The organism is Luteibacter sp. ME-Dv--P-043b, assembly GCF_030209605.1.
GTDB lineage: Bacteria > Pseudomonadota > Gammaproteobacteria > Xanthomonadales > Rhodanobacteraceae > Luteibacter.
Window position 1 is genome coordinate 51,495 of sequence record NZ_JARVRT010000040.1, and the last position, 16,771, is coordinate 68,265.

Below are 16,771 nucleotides of genomic sequence, written 5' to 3' on the forward strand. Positions count from 1 at the left end.
ACCACCCAGCGCCTCCTCGCCCGACCATACGAACTGCCGCGGCTCCGGCTCCGACATCGGGCCAAGCCCCAATCATGCGCGAAGAACCAAAAAAAACCGCCCCGAAGGGCGGTTTTTCGTTTACCGGCGGCCGGTGACTCGCCCGGCCTCGTCGGCGCTGGGCGGGAGCACGGGTTCACCGCCGCTGTCTTCGTCATGGTGGAAGCGCGCGGCCTCGACCATCGGCGTACGCCAGCCGGAGGCGACGCCCCAGAAGTAGAAGATCACGCCGATGACCGCGACCACGGCCAGGTCGTAGCCGTAGGGGAGGTAGTCGTGTCCGCCGAACGTTTTGCTGCCAGCCCAGGAGACAAGGGCGAGCACCGGCAGGTAGACGATCAGCCACCAGGCGCCCTTGAGGTGGCGGTGGAAGTCTTCCCAGCCCGACTTGGCGGTGTAGTAGAAATAGATCGGCAGCGCGACGACCATCAGCAGGATGATCTCGCCGGTAAGCGGCCACTTCGCCCAGTACAGCAGTTCGGTGGCGAAGATGAAGGCCAGCGCGGCCAGGATGGGCAGGCCGGCGATGCGCAGGGGGCGCTTCAGTTCCGGCGCGGTGCGGCGCAGGGTCATGACGCTGACCGGGCCGGTCAGGTAGGAAATGATCGTGGACACCGAGATCACCGCCGCCAGCGTGCCCCAGCCGCGGAAGAAGAACAGGAAGATGAAGCTCACCACCAGGTTCAGCCACATCGCCGGGCGGGGGATGCCGAAGCGGGGGTTGATGTGGCCGAAGATCTTCGGCAGCTGGCCGTTGCGCTCCATGGCGTAGATCATGCGCGCCGTGGTGGCGGTGTAGGTGGCGCCGGTGCCGCTGGGGCTGACGAAGGCGTCCGCGTACAGCAGGATCGCCATCCAGTTGATCATCAGCGCGGTGGCCAGCTGCGCAAACGGCGAGGCGTATTCGAGGCCGGCCCAGCCGTTACCCAGCTGCTCGGGCGGCACGGCACCGATGAAGGCGATCTGCAGCAGCACGTAGACCACCGTGGCCAGCAGGATCGAGCCGATGACGGCGAAGGGCACGCTGCGGCCGGGGTTGCGGGCTTCGCCGGCAAGGTTCACCGGGCTCTGGAAGCCGTTGAAGCTGAAGACGATGCCCGAGATGGCCACGGCGGTGAGGATCGACGAGATGTCGATCGCGTGGTTGCCGCCGTGGGCGCCGATGTGGAAGTTGCCTGGGTTGTAGCTGGTGTAGATCAGCGCGATGCCGGTGGCGGCAGGCACGACCAGCTTGAAGACCGTGATCGCCGTGTTGCTTTTGGCGAACAGCTTCACGCTCCAGAAGTTCAGCAGGAAATACACCACGACCAGCACGGCGGCGATGGCCAGGCCCGGCGGGGTGAGTTCGCCATGGCCGGCGGTGACCACGTACAGGCCCTTGGTCCACTGCGCCCATTCCCACGGCCAGGAGGCCATGTACTGGACGGAGGCCTCGGCCTCCACGGGGATCACCGAGACGATGGCGATCCAGTTGGCCCAGCCGGCGATGAAGCCGACCAGTGAGCCGTGGGAGTAATGGCCGTAGCGCACCATGCCGCCGGATTCGGGGAACATCGCACCCAGTTCCGCGTAGGTCAGCGCGATGAACAGGATGATGACGGCGCCGATGATCCAGGCGTAGACGGCACCCGGGCCGGCCAGCTGGGCGGCGTGCCAGGCGCCGAACAGCCAGCCCGAGCCGATGATCGAGCCCAGGCCGGTCAGCATCAGGGCGAAGGCGCCGACGTCGCGGCGGATATGGTGGTTGGACATAAAGACTCCGGTCGGACGGGGTGGACAAACCACCCCAGGGCGGCACAAGGGCCGGATCATGACAGCCCGCGCCGCGCCTGTCAGCCATCGTTCACCCCGGTACACGGGGCGCCGCATCGATATACACTCGCCGACGCGGTAGGGCTAAAGGGGTTCGGATGCGTTCGATGGTGGTCGCCAGCGGCATGTTGTTGCTTGCCTTCACGGCATGCGGCATTGCCGCAGCCGATGAGGTCTGGAGCGACAAGGGCCGGCTGATCGATTCGGAGTCCTACGACCGTACCGCCAAGGGTTTCTACTTCACGCTATACCCTGGCGAAGACCCGGTGGCATCCGTGCGGCGCTGCGCCATGACGATGCGCGAGCTGGGCCACCTGGCCTCGGTCTCGTGCTTCGCGTACACCAGCAAGCAGCGCTTCGACACCCGCCGCGGCAAGCTGAGGATCTGCTACACCGCCGTGGCGAACTGGTGGGGTGAGGACGAGCCCGTGCGCGTCGAGACCGTCGAAAGGCTGCCGAGGGTGTGTCCTACGCGTTGATGCATTGCCGCGTTGTGGGCTTTTCGCGCACATCGTGCGCTCCTACGACGGCGTCGCGTGCCTCGGGCGGGGCATCAGCATTCGATGACGTTTACTGCCAGGCCGCCGCGGGACGTTTCCTTGTACTTGTCCTTCATGTCGCGGCCGGTGTCGCGCATGGTGGCGATGACCTTGTCGAGCGAGACGTGGTGCTTCCCGTCGCTTTTCAGGGCCATGCGGCTGGCGTTGATCGCCTTGACCGCGCCCATGGCGTTGCGCTCGATGCAGGGGATCTGGACCAGGCCCCCGATGGGGTCGCAGGTGAGGCCCAGGTTGTGTTCCATGCCGATTTCGGCCGCGTTCTCCACCTGGGTGACGCTGCCGCCCAGGGCCGCGGTCAGGCCGCCGGCCGCCATGGAGCACGCCACGCCCACCTCGCCCTGGCAGCCCACCTCGGCGCCGGAGATCGAGGCGTTTTCCTTGTAGAGGATGCCGATGGCCCCGGCGGTGAGCAGGAATTCGACGATGCCGTCTTCCGAGGCGCTGGGGCAGAAGTGGCGGTAGTAGTGCAGCACGGCCGGGACGATGCCGGCGGCGCCGTTGGTCGGCGCGGTAACCACGCTGCCGCCGGCGGCGTTCTCTTCGTTCACGGCCAGCGCGTAGAGGTTGACCCAGTCCAGGATGGTGAGCGGGTCGCGCAGCGCGGCTTCGGGCTGGGCCCGCAGCTCGGCGGCCATGGCCGGGGCGCGGCGGTTCACCTTCAGGCCGCCCGGCAGCACGCCGGGAGAGCGCAGGCCGCGCGCCACGCAATCCTGCATGGCCTTCCATATGCGCAGCAGGCCAGCCCGGGTCTCCGCCTCGGGGCGCCAGATGCCCTCGTTGCGCACGACCAGTTGGGCGATGGTGAGGTTGTGTTCCTTGCACAGCGACAGCAGCTGGTCGCCCGTGGAATAGGCATAGGGCTGCTCGCTGGTATCGGCGACGATGCGGTCTTCGGCTGCTTCATCGGGATTGACCACGAAACCGCCGCCGACCGAGTAGTAATCGCGCGTGGCCAGCTCGTTGCCCTCAGCGTCGTAGGCCGAGAAACGCATGCCGTTGGTGTGGAACGGGAGCTTCTGTCGCTTGTTGAAGACCAGGTCGACCTTCTCGTCGAAGGCGATCTCGTGGCGGCCGAGCAGGCGGATGCGCCGCGACGAGCGGATACGCTCCAGCGTGGCGGGAATGGTGTCCGGATCGACGCGATCGGGCCATTCGCCTTCGAAACCCAGCAACACGGCCTTGTCCGTACCGTGGCCGCGACCGGTCATCGCCAGCGAGCCGAACAGCTCGCAGCGCACGCGTGCGACGCGATCGAGCACGCCCTTCTCGTCCAGCCAGTGTTCGGCGAAGCGCGCACCCGCGCGCATGGGGCCCACCGTGTGCGAGGACGAGGGGCCGATGCCGATCTTGAAGAGGTCGAAAACGCTGACTGCCATGGCTGGATAGGTTGGCTATGGGGATAGCCGGCTATTCTACGCCCCGACGCCACTGGCCCCATACACCTGCGCATGTCCCTCTTCACACTGTTCCAGCGCGACGATTGCCACCTGTGCGACCAGGCCCTCGAGGTGCTGGCGCAGGCCCGGTTCCCGGACTTCGCTTCCGTGTGGATCGACGACGATGCGACGCTGGAAGCGCGCTACGGGGCGCGCGTGCCGGTGCTGCGGCGCGACGATGGGGCCGAGCTGGGCTGGCCGTTCGATGTGGCGGCAGTGAAGGCTTTCGCGGGCTGACGACTACCCGCGAAGCCGCTTCATGATCTCCTCGCGGGCCTCGCGCAGGATGGAATCGCGATCCAGCCCCGCGACGATGTCGGCAACGGCGCGCTTGGCACCGTGCTCGCCCCAGGACTTGCCGGCCACCAGGTAGTGCTCGGCGGCCCGGCCGATCAGCACGGTGGCGTACCAGCCCAGCGCGCCCTGCGCGGCGGCGGTGACGACGACCGACATGCCGCCGCTGACGCCCTTCAACGCGGAGGCTGCCAGCTGCATGCCCCAGACCGCGCTCATCAGTGCTGCCAGTTGCAGCGAGATGGTCGCCACCAGTCGGCCGGACTCGCTGCGGGTGAGCGGTAGCCCATAGACACGGCCCAGTTGCACCACCATCGCCGCGTCCAGGCCGCCGGCCAGCAGCAGGTCGGCGACGGGTACGGGGTTGAGTGCCACGGCCACGGCCTTGGCGATGCAGTACTGGCGAATGACGCCGGAGGCGACGTCGCGACGCGTGACGGCGATGCGCTCGCTGATCTGGTCGGTCAGCCGCCCGGCGAACAGGCCTGCGTTGATCGCCGACAGGGTCTTGCCTTCGCGTTCGGCGATGGCCAGCAGGCGCGTCTTCAGGGCGGTGACGTCGGCCGGCACGGCCTCTTGGGTGGTGTGCTCCCTGCCGGATGCATCCACCTCCACGATGCGGCGGGGGGCCGGGTGTGCGGCCACGCCGATCACGTCCTCGCGCCTGACCAGGCCGTCGGTATGCTCGCGCAGGCGTTGCAGCAAACCGTCGCGTTCGTCGTCGCTGTAGCGGTCGGTCTTGTTCAGGGCCAGGAGCAGTGGTCGGCGCGTGGCGGCAAGCGTCCGCAGCGCGTCGCGTTCCTCGCGGGTGAGGTCGCCGTCGGCCACGAAGACGATGAGGTCGCTGACCTCCGCCACTTCGTAGGCCAGCGTCTCCCGCGCTTCGCCGCCCAGTTCGTTGATGCCGGGCGTGTCGATCAGTACCAGGCCCGCGTTAGCGGCTTCGTCCAGGCGCGCGACGTCCGCCTCGGTGGTGGTGCCATGCAGGACGCCGACGGTGAACGCGTCGCGGCCCAGCAGCGCGTTGCCCAGCGCCGATTTGCCGGCCGATACGCGACCGAACACGGCCACGTGCAGTTCCTCGCGCTCCAGGCGATCCAGCATGGTTTCGACGCGGCGGAAGTCCGCCGCCATGGCTTCGCGCACGGCGGGCGGAATGGTCGGGTCGTCCAGCAGGCCGCGCAGGCTGGATGCCACGCTGCCGCCGCGTTCGTCCGGCGCCGGCGCCGTGTCGGCACGCCGGCGAAAGCGGCCGGCCAGGCCGCGGAGACGATCGCGCAGGCCTGCCACGCCGGCTTACTTCGGCTGCAGGTTCAGCGAGCCGTTGACCAGCACCTCGTCGGCGATGGTCGAGGTTTCCTTGTAGTCGCCGCTGCCCACGCCGAAGTCGAGGCGCTTGAGCGTACCGGTGACCGACAGGCGCGCACCGCCGGCGTTGGGCGAGAACGCGACCTTGAGGGCGAGCGGCCGGGTGACGCCGTGCAGGGTCAGGTTGCCGTTGGCGATGACATCGCCCTTGGCATCCTTGCTGAAGCCGGTGGTGACGTAGTGCGCCGTCGCGAACTTCTTCACGTCGAAGAAATCGGGGCCCGGCAGCGCGCCGTCGCGATCGCCGTCGCCGGTTTTCGCCGTGGCCATGTCCACCGTCACGTCGAACCGCGATGCGGCCAGGTTGGCGGCGTCGTAGCTGATCGCCGCGTCGAACTTGCCGAACGTGCCGTCGAACTGCTGGCCCTGGAACTTGCCGCTGAAGCCCAGCGTGCTGCCCGGGCCGACCTTGTAATCCGCGGCGGAGGCGGCGAACGGCAGTGCAAGCGCCAGGCTGAGGACGGCAAGGCGGCGGATCATCGGGGTCATGGCGTATCTCCGGGAGGGGTGGGGATGCCGCGCCTTGCGCGGCCGAAGGGCAACATGCGGCGGAGCGTATCGTCGCGGTCGAGGAGGTGGTGCTTCAACGCGCCACCGACATGGGCGACCAGCACGGCCAGCAGCAACCAGAACAGCCACTCGTGCACGGTACCCAGCGTGTCGGACAGGGCCGGGTTCTTCTCCACCAGTGCAGGCAGGTTGAACTGCTTGAAATATTGCAGCGGAAAACCGTGGGCGGAGTTGAACGCCCACCCGGTAAGCGGGATGGCGGCGATGAGCAGGTAGAGGATGCCGTGCACCGCATGCGCGGCCAGCTGCTGCCAGCGCGGTGCCGGCATGTCGGGCGGACGGCGGTCGATCGCGCGCCAGAGCAGGCGCAGCAGGAACAACGCGAGCACCGTGAGGCCGATGGACTTGTGCAGCGCGAACATGTCGATCTTGCGCATCGACGGCTTCAGGCCATCCATCCAGACGGCGAACGCGCCGTTACCCAGGATCAGCAGGGCCATGACCCAATGGAAGGTCTTGGCGACGGTGCTCCAGCGGGTGGCGTCACTGCGCAGGGGCATGGGCGTTGTCCTTTTCGGTGGTGGTGGCCGCATCGCCACGGATGGCCTCGATTTCCAGCCACACGGTGACGTCGTTGCCGATCGAGTTCGCGTTGGAGGTCATGCCGTACCGCGTGCGGTCGAGGATCACCGACGACGAGAAGCCGGCCACCGTATGCATGCCGTAGATGGTGGTGCCGACCCGGTTGACGCGGAAGGGCAGGTCGAGCGGCAGCGTGACGCCGCGCAGGGTGAGCTTGCCGTGGACGACGCCTTCCGCGTCGTTCTTCTTCTCCACCGAATCGCTGACGTAGCGGGCGGTCTTCGCACGGTCGCTGTCGAGCAGCGCGCTGCCGCGTACGGCCTTGTCCCAGGCCGCATCGCCCATGTCCACCGAGGACAGGTCGATCGTCGCGTCCACGGACGACTTCGACCAGTCGTCCCGGTCGAAGCGGATCGTGCCGTCGGTGACCCTCAGGCGTCCGAACGAGCGGGAGAAACCGTTGTGCTCGACATTGAAGACCACCTGGCTGTGCACCGGATCGATGCGGTAGGCGGTGGCTTCGGCATGGGCGGCCAGCGGGGCAAGACCGAGAAGCAGCAGGGGAAGGGCACGGATAGGGCGCATGGATGGGCCGGGAGCGGGTCGGGGCCGCGTGGCGGCCGATGGGGGCAGTGTGGCCGAGCGCGGGCCGGTTGTCAGTACGGCTCCCGGGAACAGATCGTTCACTCGGTGCCTCGCAAGGCCTCGCCGGTCAGCTCTGCCAGCCGGCGCAGCCGGGACCCGCTGGCGTCGCCGAGCAGCTCGTGCATGCGCTCGCCGGCGTCGGTCTGGTCGAGCGCCTGCCGCTCGGCCAGCGTCGCCGCCAGCGCCCGGCCCAGGCTGTCGAAGATCAGCGCATAGGCGAACGCATGCAGCACGCCGCCGCCCAGCGTGCCCAGGCCCGGGAACGCCTTCAGCGCATTGCCGGCCACGGCCAGCACCACCGAGGTGCCCGTGCGCAGGGTGAGCCGTGCCTGCTTCAGCAGGTTCTCGATGTCGACATCGGTCACGCGGACGCCGTGCAGTTCGGCCAGCGCGCGCACCATGCCGGCGGCCAGCGCGCCCTGGATCACCAGGTCGGTGCCCGGGGCGACGGCGGCCATGGCGCCGACGATCGCGCGCCGGGCGTAGCGTGTGACGATGCGTTCCGCCTCCGCGGCACGATGAATGGCCTCGTGCTCGCCCGTGCGCTCGTGGATGCGGGCCAGCACGGCGTTTTCCCGCAGCGGCTCCAGTCCCTGCGTGCCCGGGGCGACCAGCCGCGCGATGGCATCCCGCAATGCCGCGACGTCGGGGACGCGCTGGCGCGTCACCGCTTCGCTGCGGCCGTCGGCCAGCCGGCGGGTGAAGCGTTCCTCGCCGCCCGCGCTGATCGCGACCACCGCATCGGGCACGCCGCCGGCCTGGTCGCGCACGTGCCGCAGCACGCGTTCGCGATCGTCGTCCGACCACTGGTCGGCCTTGTTCACCGCCAGCACCAGCGGCTTGCCGAAGTCGCCCAGCCAGCGCAGTTCATCGCCCTGCGTCCGGGTCAGGTCGCCCGCGCAGACGTAGACCACGGCGTGGGCGCGGAGGGCCTCGTCGCGTGCCATGCGCTCGCGCGCGTCACCTCCCGCTTCCGCGGAACCGGGCACGTCGGCCAACAGCCAGCTGTCGCCACGCGGTGCCACGCCTTCGTAATGGGCGACCTCACGCGTGGTACCGCCGCGCGCGTCGCGCCGGGGCTGGGCGCCGGGCACCAGCGCAGCGATCAACGAGGACTTGCCGGTGGAGATCTCGCCGAACACGGCGATGTACAGTTTCTCGCTGGTGCGGCGACGGTCGAGCTCGCCGAGCTCATTGCGGATTTCCTCAACCTCGGCGCCGGCGTCGCGCAGGGCGGCCAGGCGCGTTTCGAGGGATGTGCGGTCCGGGGCGACGACCGGCCCGCGTGGCTTGCGTGGTCGCAGCCACCAGACGCCCGCCGCGACGCCGGTCAGCACCAGGGCGATCATGCCCGTGCCGACCAGCCAGCGCATGCCCGTGGGCAAGCCCATGAAACGCTGGGCCAGCGCGAGCGCGCGGTCGAAGGCGGCCAGCAGCAGCCAGGCGAGTGCGGCAAGTCCGACAGCCGCGATGAGTAGACGCAATCGGCGTGACATGGACTCATTCTAGAGGCAAGCGCCCACGCGAATGCCTACATCGCCGCGCGGCGTCAAGCCGTACAGCTTTCCGCAGGTGCATGGCATGATCGGGATCGCACCAGGAACCCGGCGTATGCACCGCACGCTTTTCACGAGATGGATTCTCGTCGCCTTCATCGTCATCGGTGGGGCCACCCCCCTTGCGGCAGCCACGACGATGGCGCCGATCCCCACGCCCCAATTTCGCAGTTACGGCCTGCGCGAGGGCCTGCCCAGCAGCAAGGTCCAGGCGGTAGTGCAGGACGCCCGCGGCTTTGTCTGGGTAGCCACGGCGGCCGGCCTGTCGCGCTTCGACGGCGTGGTATTCACTGTCCCGCGTATCGACGCGGGACAGGGCGAGCCGTTGACCACCGGCGGCCTGTCCTCCCTGTTCGTCGATCGCGACGACCGGCTCTGGATGGGGGGCCCGGAACTGGGCCTGGGCCGTTACGACCCGGCCACCGGCCATTTCGTGCACTGGCGCGAAGGGCTGGCCGGCGAAGAGGTGCATGCCATCACGCAGACACCGGATGGCCTGGTCTGGATCGGATCCTCCCGCGGTCTGGATCGCATGCGCGCGGACGGCGGCGGGCTGCAGCGGGTGGCGGTCGCGTCGTCAGGGGCAGGGACAGCGGTGCATGCGCTCCATGTGTCGACCGATGGGCGCCTCTGGGTGGGCGGCGACAGGGGACTTTTCGTGCGCGAGGCGAACGGCACGTTCAATGCGGTGTCGTTTGCCGAGGGTGCCGCGCCCACGGTGCTGGGCATCCACGGCAGCGGCGCGCAGATGCGTGTAGCTACCGATCGCGGGCTGTTTCTTCCCGGCGCCGATGGACGTCTGTATCGCGATCGCCGCGTGCCCGGCTCGGCCGTTCATACGACGCTGGCCGACAGCCACGGCATCCTCTGGATCGCGGCGGCGCAGGGCCTGTCGATGCTCGACCGCTTCGATCGCCTGCACGAGGTGGCCGGCGCATGGACGGCCCTGGGCGGCCTGCCGGGACGTACGGTGCGCGGCATGCTGGAAGATCGCGAGCACGGCGTGTGGTTTGCCCTGAGCGATGGTGGCCTGGCCTACCTCGGTCCGTCGTGGGACGACTTCACCCGGTTCACCCACGTCGCCACCGATGCGCACACCTTTCCCGGCCGCACGGTCACCGCCGTGGCGGCCCGCGAGGGCGGTGGGCTATGGGTCGGCGGCTTGCGCGGCTGGATCCGTGGCTTCGACCCCGCCACCGGACACACCGGCGAGGGCTTCGAACTGGGCGCGCCGCGCATCCAGTCGTTGTGGGCGCTGGCGGGAGGACGCCTGCTCGTCGGTACGGTCGACGGTTTGTCCGTGGCGACTCACGGAAAAGTCAGGCCGGTGCTGCGGTCGGTCGTCCATCGCCCCGTGACGTCGATCGTCGCGGCGCCCGGCGGCGGCGTCATCGTCGCGGCGCTGGGACAGGGCCTGTTCGAGGTGGACGCCGATCTGCGCCGCGCGGTGCCGCTGGTCTTCGCGGGCTCGCCGCGTGGCTGGCTGGATACGCGGCAGATCGACATCGTCGATGGCGTGCTCTGGCAGGCAAGCGTGGCGGGGCTTGCCCGACGTGACCGCGCCAGCGGACGGATGCAGTTCATCGACGGGGTGCCGATGGGCCGGATCAGCGCCTTCGAGCCCGACGAAGGCGGATTCTGGATCGTGCGCCCCGATGCGCTGGAGCACTACCGCTGGCAGGGCGCGCGGGCCGAACGTGATCGCCACATCGGGGGCGCGGACGGGTTTCCCTCGGCCGACATCCTCAACCTGCGCCGTGATCGCGCCGGGCGGCTGTGGCTGTATGGCCAGACCGGGGTCTGGCGGTTCGACCCCGGTCATGGCCGGTTCCGGTCGTTCGGTCTGGCCGACGGGCTGGCCAGCGGCGAGTTCACCCATGCCATCACCGTGCAGCTCGACGACGGCAGCATGTATGGCGCCACGCTGGGTGGCCTGGTGGGCTTTCGTCCTGACGGGCAGCGCGACCACATCCGGCGGCCGCCCATCGCGGTGCTCGGTGCCACGGCGTCGAGAGGGGGTGTTCGCGAAACCTTGCCCCTGGACAACGGCGAGTTGCGGCTGCGCTGGAACGACCGCGACGCACGCGTCGTCGCGCGGGTGCTGTCGTTCGTCGAACCCGATCGCAATCACCTGCGTTTCGAATGGCGCCACGGTGCGACATCCACAGTCATGCACGCCGGCAAGGAGGGCGAGCACGCGCTGGATGGTTTGTCCCCGGGCCGTTACACGGTGGCTATCACGGGCGCCGGGCGTGACGAACTCAGCCCGGCACTGCCTGCCTCGGTGGTCGTTTTCGTCGAGGCGCCGCCCTGGCTGCGCTGGTGGGCGTGGACAGCCTACGTATCGCTCGCCGTCGTGATGGCGCTGGTGCTCGTCCGCGGCACACGAAAGCGTCTGCGCCAGGGCATGCGCATGCGGCTCGCCGAACACCAGCGGCGCATGGCCGAGGAAGCGAACGCGGCCAAGACCGATTTCATGGCCACCCTGGGCCACGAGATCCGTACGCCGATGACGGGCGTGCTGGGCATGGCCGAACTGCTCTCACGCACGCCGCTCGATGAGGCGCAGCGCAGTTACGTCGATGCGGTGCGCCGTTCGGGTGACACCTTGTTGCGGCTGGTCAACGACGCGCTGGATATCACCCGCATCGAGGCGCGGCGCCTGGTACTCGAATCCGAGTGCGTGTCGCTGCGCGCGGTGGCGGACGAAGTGGTGGCCCTTGCCGCCGCCGCGGCGCACGAGAAAGGCCTGGCCTTGTCGGCCAGCGTGGAGGCATCGGTGCCGCCCGCCGTGCGTGGCGACACCATTCGTCTCCGCCAGATCCTGCAGAACCTGGTGAATAACGCGGTGAAGTTCACCACGGAAGGCGGCGTGTCGTTGCAGGTGGCGGTGGATCGGGGCGGCTTGTGCCTGAGCGTCGCCGACACCGGGCCAGGCATGTCAGCCGAGTTGCGCGCGCGCCTGTTCTCGCGCTTCGAGCAGGGCGACACGCCCCGGCGTGCCGACGGGTCCGGCCTGGGCCTGGCGATCTGCCACGAACTGACCACGCTGATGGGCGGCACCATCGACGTCGCCAGCGAGCCCGGCCGCGGCAGTCGGTTCACGGTACGCCTGCCGCTGGTGGCCTGTGCCTGCGCGGGCCGTGCGTGTGCGCCGGCATCGCCCGCGCGCAACGACACCACCGGCTGGCGCGTGCTTCTGGTGGAGGACGATGCCGTGGTCTGCGAGGTCATCGCCAATCTGCTGCGTGCCCGCGGTCACGTCGTGACGGCGGTGGGCGACGGGCTGGCCGCCATGAGCGAAGTGTCGGCCGGTCGCTACGATGTGCTGCTGCTGGACCTGGACCTGCCCCTGGTCGACGGCTTTCAGGTGGCGCGGATGATCCGCCGCATCGACGCGCTGGCCACGTTGCCTATCGTCGCCGTGACGGCACGCTCCGCCGGTGATGAAGCCGCCGCGGTGCGTGCGGCCGGCATGGACGCCCTGTTGCGCAAGCCCATGAGCGGCGACGACCTGGCCGCGATGCTGGAGCGTGTATGCAGGACGCCGCTGGTCGCGGCGTCCTGATCGGCCGGGGCGCTAGCCGAAGCGCCTGAAATAGGCGAGGGCACCGACCACCAGCAAGGTGGTGGGCAGCAGGTTGGCCAGCAGCGGCGGCATGCCGTACACCGTGCCGAAGTTGACCATCGCGCCCTGCAGGAAATACCAGCCGATGGCCAGGATAATGCCGATGAACAGCCGCTTGCCCAGGCCGCCGGAGCGCAGCGAGCCGAACGCGAAGGGCATGGCGCACAGCACCAGCACCAGCGTGTTGAGCGCGAACAGCGCGCGGCCCCAGAACGCCACGGCGTACACGCCGGAGTTCTGCCCGTTGTTGTCCAGGTAGCGGATGTTGCGCCGCAGGTCGGCCATGGACAGGTATTCGGGATGGATCACCGACTGCTCCAGCACGTGCGGATTCAGACGCGAGGCCCAGGTCTGCGTGTCCACATGCGATGAGTGGGTACCCTGGTCGTCCAGCGTGGTGGTGCGGACGTTGCTCATGATCCACTTGTTGCCGTCGTGGGTGGCGCTGTCGCCGTGCGAGAAGATCGACAGCTGCCCGTCCGGGGTAAAGCTGTAGACGCGCACGTCCACCAGTTTCACGGTGGTGCGGTCGCCATCCTGCACGGCGATGGCCGACTTCGCGTTGATGATCTTGCCGGCGTCGCGGGCCCACAGGCCGCTGCTGGTGGAACCGAGGTTGCTCGAGCGCATGCGTACCTGGATGGCCTGCGCATGCTGGTCGCCGTAGGGCGCGGCGGTCTCGCCCATCACCACCACGGCCAGGGTCAGCACGGCGATCACGCCCGCGGCGGAGACGGCGATGCGCAGCTTGGACATGCCGGCGGCGCGCAGGGCGGTGAGCTCGCCCGTGGCGGCCAGGCCACCCAGGCCGAGCAGGCCACCGATGAGGGCGGCATTGCTGAACATCTGGTAGAGACGACGCGGCAGCGTCAGCATGATGTAGGCAATGGCGTCGTACAGCGAGAAGCCGTTCTTGCCGATGTTGCCGAGCTGGCGGACGAACTGCAGCAGGGAGTCGAAGCCGGCCAGCACCAGCCATACCAGCAGCAGGGTGCCCAGCACGCTCATGGCGATGAGGCGGTCGGCGCGCTTGACGGTCAGGGTGGCCATCAGACGGCTCCCTTGATGCGGCGCGGCGAGTTCTGCTTCCAGAAATACCAGGCAGCCACCCCGAACACGACGATGTGCAGTATCCACACCGGTACCGAGGTATGCAGGTGGCCCTTGATGATCTGCGCGCGGGCGATCAGCTGCCAGATGACATAGAGGAAGTAGGTCAGCACCGCGATCAGCAGGCGGCCGTAACGGGCATCGCGCGGGGCCTGCTTGGACATCGGCAGCACCATCATCATCAGCACCAGCGTGCTGACCGGGGCGGCGAAGCGCGAGACCAGCTCACCCAGGGCCTCCGGGGTGCCGGCCTTGAACAATTGGGCCATGGTGGACTCGTGGGCCGGGTCCGTATCCTCGTCGTCGTCCACGATGGAGGACAGCGAGGCGTCGTTGCGCTCGTATTTCATCCGCCGCCAGTTGTCGGCCGCCAGCGGCACCTCGAACTGCCAGCCATCGTAGAGGGCGAGGAACCGGTTCTGGCCGTCGCTTTCCTGGTACATGCGGCCGCTCTTGGCGCTGACCACGCGTACCTGCGGGTTGCCATTGCCGTCGGTGCGGTCGGTGGCCAGGAAGGTCTTGCCCAGCACGGTGCCGTCGCGGCTGAGCGTGTCGACGAAGATGATGCCGCCCTTGCCCGGCAGCTCGGTGAAGCGGCCGGCGTCCAGGCCAGCGGCGATCACGGACTTGTTGGCCGCGGCGATCACCTGGTCGGCCGTGCGCGCGGAAAGGGGGCCGAGCCAGAGCGACACCGTGCCCACCACCAGCGTGGCCATCACCGCCAGCAGGGTGGCCGGGCGCAGCATGCCGCGGGGGCCCATGCCGGATGAGGCCAGCACGTGCATCTCGCTTTCGCGGTACATGCGGCCCAGGGCAATCAGGGTGCCCAGGAAGGCGGACATCGGCAGCAGGGTCGAGAGCAGGTCGACCATCTGCAGGCCCAGCACCTCGAACATCACGCTGGGCTGGATACTGCCGTTGGCGACCTTCTGCAGGACGTTGGCAAAGGCGCCACCGGAGAAGATGACGAGCAGGACCACGGCCGTCGCTATGACACCGTAGGCAAGTTCACGCAGGAAATAGCGGTCGAGGATGCTGAGCATTTGGTAGAATTGGCGGTTCGTGCCGCGTCAGTCCTGGCCGGCAAACCTCAAGTCTAGCCTGTCCGGGCCCCGGCGGGCTTTTACAGGACGATTAGCTATGTCAGTTCAGTTCAGCCTCGGTTCCAGCGCTCCCGACTCGGTCTCCACCCCGGTCGCGGTGGTCGGCGTGTACGAGAACGGTGTCCTGACCAGCGCCGCAGCGCGCATCGACACCGCGGCCCAGGGCGCGATCAAGCGCCTGGTCGAGGCCGGTGACATCACCGGCAAGGTCGGCAACCTGGTCACGCTGCTGCACCCGGCCGGCGTCGCCGCTGCCCGCGTGCTGGTGGTCGGCCTGGGCCCGCAGAAAACCTTCGACGCGGCCCGCTACCAGCGCGTCACCCTGGAAGCCGCCCGTGCCGTGGGTCGCCTGCCGGTCACCGAGGCCACCAGCTGGCTGCCCGAGGTCGAGGTCCCCGGCCGCGACGCCGCCTGGCGCGTGCGTGTCGCCGCGCTCGCCACCGATCACGCCGCCTACCGCTACACCGCCACGGTGAAGCCGCGCGACAAGGCCGTGCCCGAGCTGGCCTCGGTCACTCTGGTCGGTCCCGCCGATGGCGAAGCCGGCCTGGCCGAAGCCCGCGCCATCGCCGAGGGCGTGCGCTACGCCAAGGAACTGGGCAACCTGCCGCCCAACATCTGCAACCCCGACTACATCGCCGACCAGGCCAAGGCGTTCGCCGACGCCCACGAAGGCGTGACCTTCGAAGCCCTCGATCGCGCCGACATGGAGCGTGAAGGCTTCGGCTCGCTGCTGGCCGTGGCCCGCGGCTCGGCCAATGCCCCGCGCCTGGTCATCCTGCAGTGGAACGGCGGCAAGGAAGGCGAGCGTCCTTACGCGTTCGTCGGCAAGGGCATCACCTTCGATACGGGCGGCGTCAGCCTCAAGCCGGGCCCGGGCATGGAAGAAATGAAGTTCGACATGTGCGGCGCCGCCGGCGTGCTCGGCGCGTTCGTCGCCGCCGTGAAGCTGAAGCTGGCAGTCAACCTGGTCTGCGTGGTCCCGGCCGTGGAGAACATGCCGGACGGTGACAGCTACCGCCCCGGCGATGTGCTGACCAGCCTGGCCGGCATCACCATCGAGGTGCTGAACACGGACGCGGAAGGTCGCCTGATCCTCTGCGATGCCCTGACCTACACCGGCAAGCGCTTCGACCCGCACACCATGATCGACGCGGCCACCCTCACCGGCGCCTGCGTCGTCGCGCTGGGCAAGCACGCCAGCGGCCTGATGACCAAGGATGAATCGCTCTCCGCCGAACTGCTGGCGGCGGGTGAGACCACCCTCGATCGCGCCTGGCGCCTGCCGCTGTGGGACGATTACCAAAGCCAGCTCGAGTCCGGCTTCGCCGACGTGGCCAACATCGGCGGCAAGTACGCCGGTGCGATCACGGCGGGTTGCTTCCTGGCGCGTTTCACCGAGGGCCGTCGCTGGGCCCACCTTGACATCGCCGGCACCGCGTGGGACGAAGGCCGCAAGGGCATGGCCACCGGCCGTCCCGTGCCGCTGCTGACCCAGTGGCTGCTCGACCGCGTCGCCGCGGCCGGCTGATCCCGCACCCATGCCGCGCGCCGACTTCTACCTGATCGACAAGCCGCGTTTCCGCGAGGATCCCCTGCTGCTGGTCTGCGAGCTGACCCGGCGCGCCTTCGGAGCCCAGCAGCCGACGCTGATCCTCACCCGCGACTTCGAGCAGGCCGAGGCCATCGACGAATACCTGTGGGCATTCGACGAGAACGCCTTCATCCCCCACCAACTGGCGGGGGATGACGACGACGCCAACACGGCGGTGCTGATCGTGCCGCCCGGCGTGGAAACCGCCGACCGGCCGATGGTGATCAACCTGCGCGAGGTCTGCGCACCGGGTCAGTTCGACCGCGTGCTCGAGGTGGTCGCCGCCGACCCCGCCGAGCGCGAGGGCTCACGCTCGCGTTGGACCGAATACAAAAAAGCCGGCTTCGAAGTGAACAAGCACGACATGTAGGACCGCGCGATGTACCGGCATGACCGCACGATTTGCGGGTAGGAGCGCACGATGTGCGCGAAAAACCAACGAAGCGGTAAAGCGGCAAAGCCGTAAAGCCGAACCCCTCGAGCAAGAGCCGGCGGGTAGCCCCCTCGGTGCCACGCCTGCGGCGACCCGCTAAG

At 68.8% G+C, this 16,771-nt stretch carries 14 protein-coding genes; 5 read left to right on the top strand and 9 right to left on the bottom strand.

The window, feature by feature from the left end:
• Positions 1-120: 120 nt before the first annotated feature.
• Positions 121-1,791: an APC family permease gene (locus QRN34_RS17515; RefSeq protein ID WP_285406492.1), complete on the bottom strand. Its 1,671-nt coding sequence runs from the start codon at positions 1,789-1,791 to the stop codon at positions 121-123.
• Positions 1,792-1,949: 158 nt separating this feature from the next.
• Between QRN34_RS17515 and QRN34_RS17520 the strand changes: the two genes are divergently transcribed.
• A complete protein-coding gene (locus QRN34_RS17520; RefSeq protein ID WP_036137230.1) occupies positions 1,950-2,330 on the top strand; it encodes a hypothetical protein in 381 nt (126 codons plus the stop codon).
• A 74-nt stretch (positions 2,331-2,404) separates the two neighbouring features.
• Here QRN34_RS17520 and QRN34_RS17525 read toward each other — a convergent pair whose 3' ends face one another.
• On the bottom strand, positions 2,405-3,787 hold the full coding sequence (locus tag QRN34_RS17525; RefSeq protein ID WP_285406493.1) for an L-serine ammonia-lyase: 1,383 nt from the start codon (positions 3,785-3,787) through the stop codon (positions 2,405-2,407).
• A 72-nt stretch (positions 3,788-3,859) separates the two neighbouring features.
• Between QRN34_RS17525 and QRN34_RS17530 the strand changes: the two genes are divergently transcribed.
• A complete protein-coding gene (locus tag QRN34_RS17530) occupies positions 3,860-4,084 on the top strand; it encodes a glutaredoxin family protein (protein WP_036137227.1) in 225 nt (74 codons plus the stop codon).
• Between the two features lie 3 nt (positions 4,085-4,087).
• On the opposite strand, the gene QRN34_RS17535 is transcribed toward QRN34_RS17530, so the two are convergent.
• From QRN34_RS17535 to QRN34_RS17555, 5 genes are all read right to left on the bottom strand, one after another.
• Positions 4,088-5,401 (bottom strand): GTP-binding protein, encoded by a 1,314-nt coding sequence (locus tag QRN34_RS17535; protein ID WP_285406506.1) that lies wholly within the window; start codon positions 5,399-5,401, stop codon positions 4,088-4,090.
• Between the two features lie 36 nt (positions 5,402-5,437).
• The gene (locus tag QRN34_RS17540; protein WP_343123023.1) at positions 5,438-5,998 is read right to left on the bottom strand and encodes a YceI family protein; all 561 of its coding nucleotides are present in this window, start codon (positions 5,996-5,998) and stop codon (positions 5,438-5,440) included.
• A complete protein-coding gene (locus QRN34_RS17545; protein WP_285406494.1) occupies positions 5,995-6,579 on the bottom strand; it encodes a cytochrome b in 585 nt (194 codons plus the stop codon). The genes QRN34_RS17540 and QRN34_RS17545 overlap by 4 nt, the downstream gene beginning before the upstream one ends.
• Positions 6,563-7,186, bottom strand: coding sequence for a YceI family protein (locus tag QRN34_RS17550; protein ID WP_285406495.1), 624 nt, complete (start codon positions 7,184-7,186; stop codon positions 6,563-6,565). Before QRN34_RS17550 ends, QRN34_RS17545 begins: the two co-directional genes overlap by 17 nt.
• 98 nt (positions 7,187-7,284) lie before the next feature.
• Complete coding sequence (locus QRN34_RS17555) at positions 7,285-8,742, bottom strand: GTPase (protein WP_285406496.1); 1,458 nt, start codon at positions 8,740-8,742, stop codon at positions 7,285-7,287.
• A 115-nt stretch (positions 8,743-8,857) separates the two neighbouring features.
• Between QRN34_RS17555 and QRN34_RS17560 the strand changes: the two genes are divergently transcribed.
• On the top strand, positions 8,858-12,370 hold the full coding sequence (locus QRN34_RS17560; RefSeq protein ID WP_285406497.1) for an ATP-binding protein: 3,513 nt from the start codon (positions 8,858-8,860) through the stop codon (positions 12,368-12,370).
• 12 nt (positions 12,371-12,382) lie between these two features.
• On the opposite strand, the gene lptG is transcribed toward QRN34_RS17560, so the two are convergent.
• Together lptG and lptF are read right to left on the bottom strand one after the other, a co-directional pair.
• Positions 12,383-13,480 (bottom strand): LPS export ABC transporter permease LptG, encoded by a 1,098-nt coding sequence (gene lptG / locus QRN34_RS17565; protein ID WP_285406498.1) that lies wholly within the window; start codon positions 13,478-13,480, stop codon positions 12,383-12,385.
• On the bottom strand, positions 13,480-14,583 hold the full coding sequence (gene lptF, locus QRN34_RS17570) for an LPS export ABC transporter permease LptF (RefSeq protein WP_285406499.1): 1,104 nt from the start codon (positions 14,581-14,583) through the stop codon (positions 13,480-13,482). The genes lptG and lptF overlap by 1 nt, the downstream gene beginning before the upstream one ends.
• 97 nt (positions 14,584-14,680) lie before the next feature.
• Here lptF and QRN34_RS17575 point away from each other — a divergent pair, with 97 nt between their 5' ends.
• Positions 14,681-16,174 carry a leucyl aminopeptidase gene (locus QRN34_RS17575; RefSeq protein WP_285406501.1) on the top strand — a complete coding sequence of 498 codons (1,494 nt, stop codon included), beginning with the start codon at positions 14,681-14,683 and terminating at the stop codon, positions 16,172-16,174.
• 10 nt (positions 16,175-16,184) lie between these two features.
• Positions 16,185-16,607, top strand: a complete 423-nt coding sequence (locus tag QRN34_RS17580; protein WP_036137207.1) for a DNA polymerase III subunit chi — start codon at positions 16,185-16,187, stop codon at positions 16,605-16,607.
• The last annotated feature ends 164 nt before the right edge of the window (positions 16,608-16,771 follow it).

Excerpts from the sequence above, each read along its gene's own strand:
- QRN34_RS17560 (WP_285406497.1), top strand. The coding sequence starts at position 8,858 with ATGCACCGCACGCTTTTCACGAGATGGATTCTCGTCGCCTTCATCGTC.
- QRN34_RS17575 (WP_285406501.1), top strand. The coding sequence starts at position 14,681 with ATGTCAGTTCAGTTCAGCCTCGGTTCCAGCGCTCCCGACTCGGTCTCC.
- lptF (WP_285406499.1), bottom strand. The coding sequence starts at position 14,583 with ATGCTCAGCATCCTCGACCGCTATTTCCTGCGTGAACTTGCCTACGGT.
- QRN34_RS17530 (WP_036137227.1), top strand. The coding sequence starts at position 3,860 with ATGTCCCTCTTCACACTGTTCCAGCGCGACGATTGCCACCTGTGCGAC.
- QRN34_RS17555 (WP_285406496.1), bottom strand. The coding sequence starts at position 8,742 with ATGTCACGCCGATTGCGTCTACTCATCGCGGCTGTCGGACTTGCCGCA.
- QRN34_RS17550 (WP_285406495.1), bottom strand. The coding sequence starts at position 7,186 with ATGCGCCCTATCCGTGCCCTTCCCCTGCTGCTTCTCGGTCTTGCCCCG.
- lptG (WP_285406498.1), bottom strand. The coding sequence starts at position 13,480 with ATGGCCACCCTGACCGTCAAGCGCGCCGACCGCCTCATCGCCATGAGC.
- QRN34_RS17540 (WP_343123023.1), bottom strand. The coding sequence starts at position 5,998 with ATGACCCCGATGATCCGCCGCCTTGCCGTCCTCAGCCTGGCGCTTGCA.
- QRN34_RS17545 (WP_285406494.1), bottom strand. The coding sequence starts at position 6,579 with ATGCCCCTGCGCAGTGACGCCACCCGCTGGAGCACCGTCGCCAAGACC.
- QRN34_RS17515 (WP_285406492.1), bottom strand. The coding sequence starts at position 1,791 with ATGTCCAACCACCATATCCGCCGCGACGTCGGCGCCTTCGCCCTGATG.
- QRN34_RS17580 (WP_036137207.1), top strand. The coding sequence starts at position 16,185 with ATGCCGCGCGCCGACTTCTACCTGATCGACAAGCCGCGTTTCCGCGAG.
- QRN34_RS17520 (WP_036137230.1), top strand. The coding sequence starts at position 1,950 with ATGCGTTCGATGGTGGTCGCCAGCGGCATGTTGTTGCTTGCCTTCACG.
- QRN34_RS17525 (WP_285406493.1), bottom strand. The coding sequence starts at position 3,787 with ATGGCAGTCAGCGTTTTCGACCTCTTCAAGATCGGCATCGGCCCCTCG.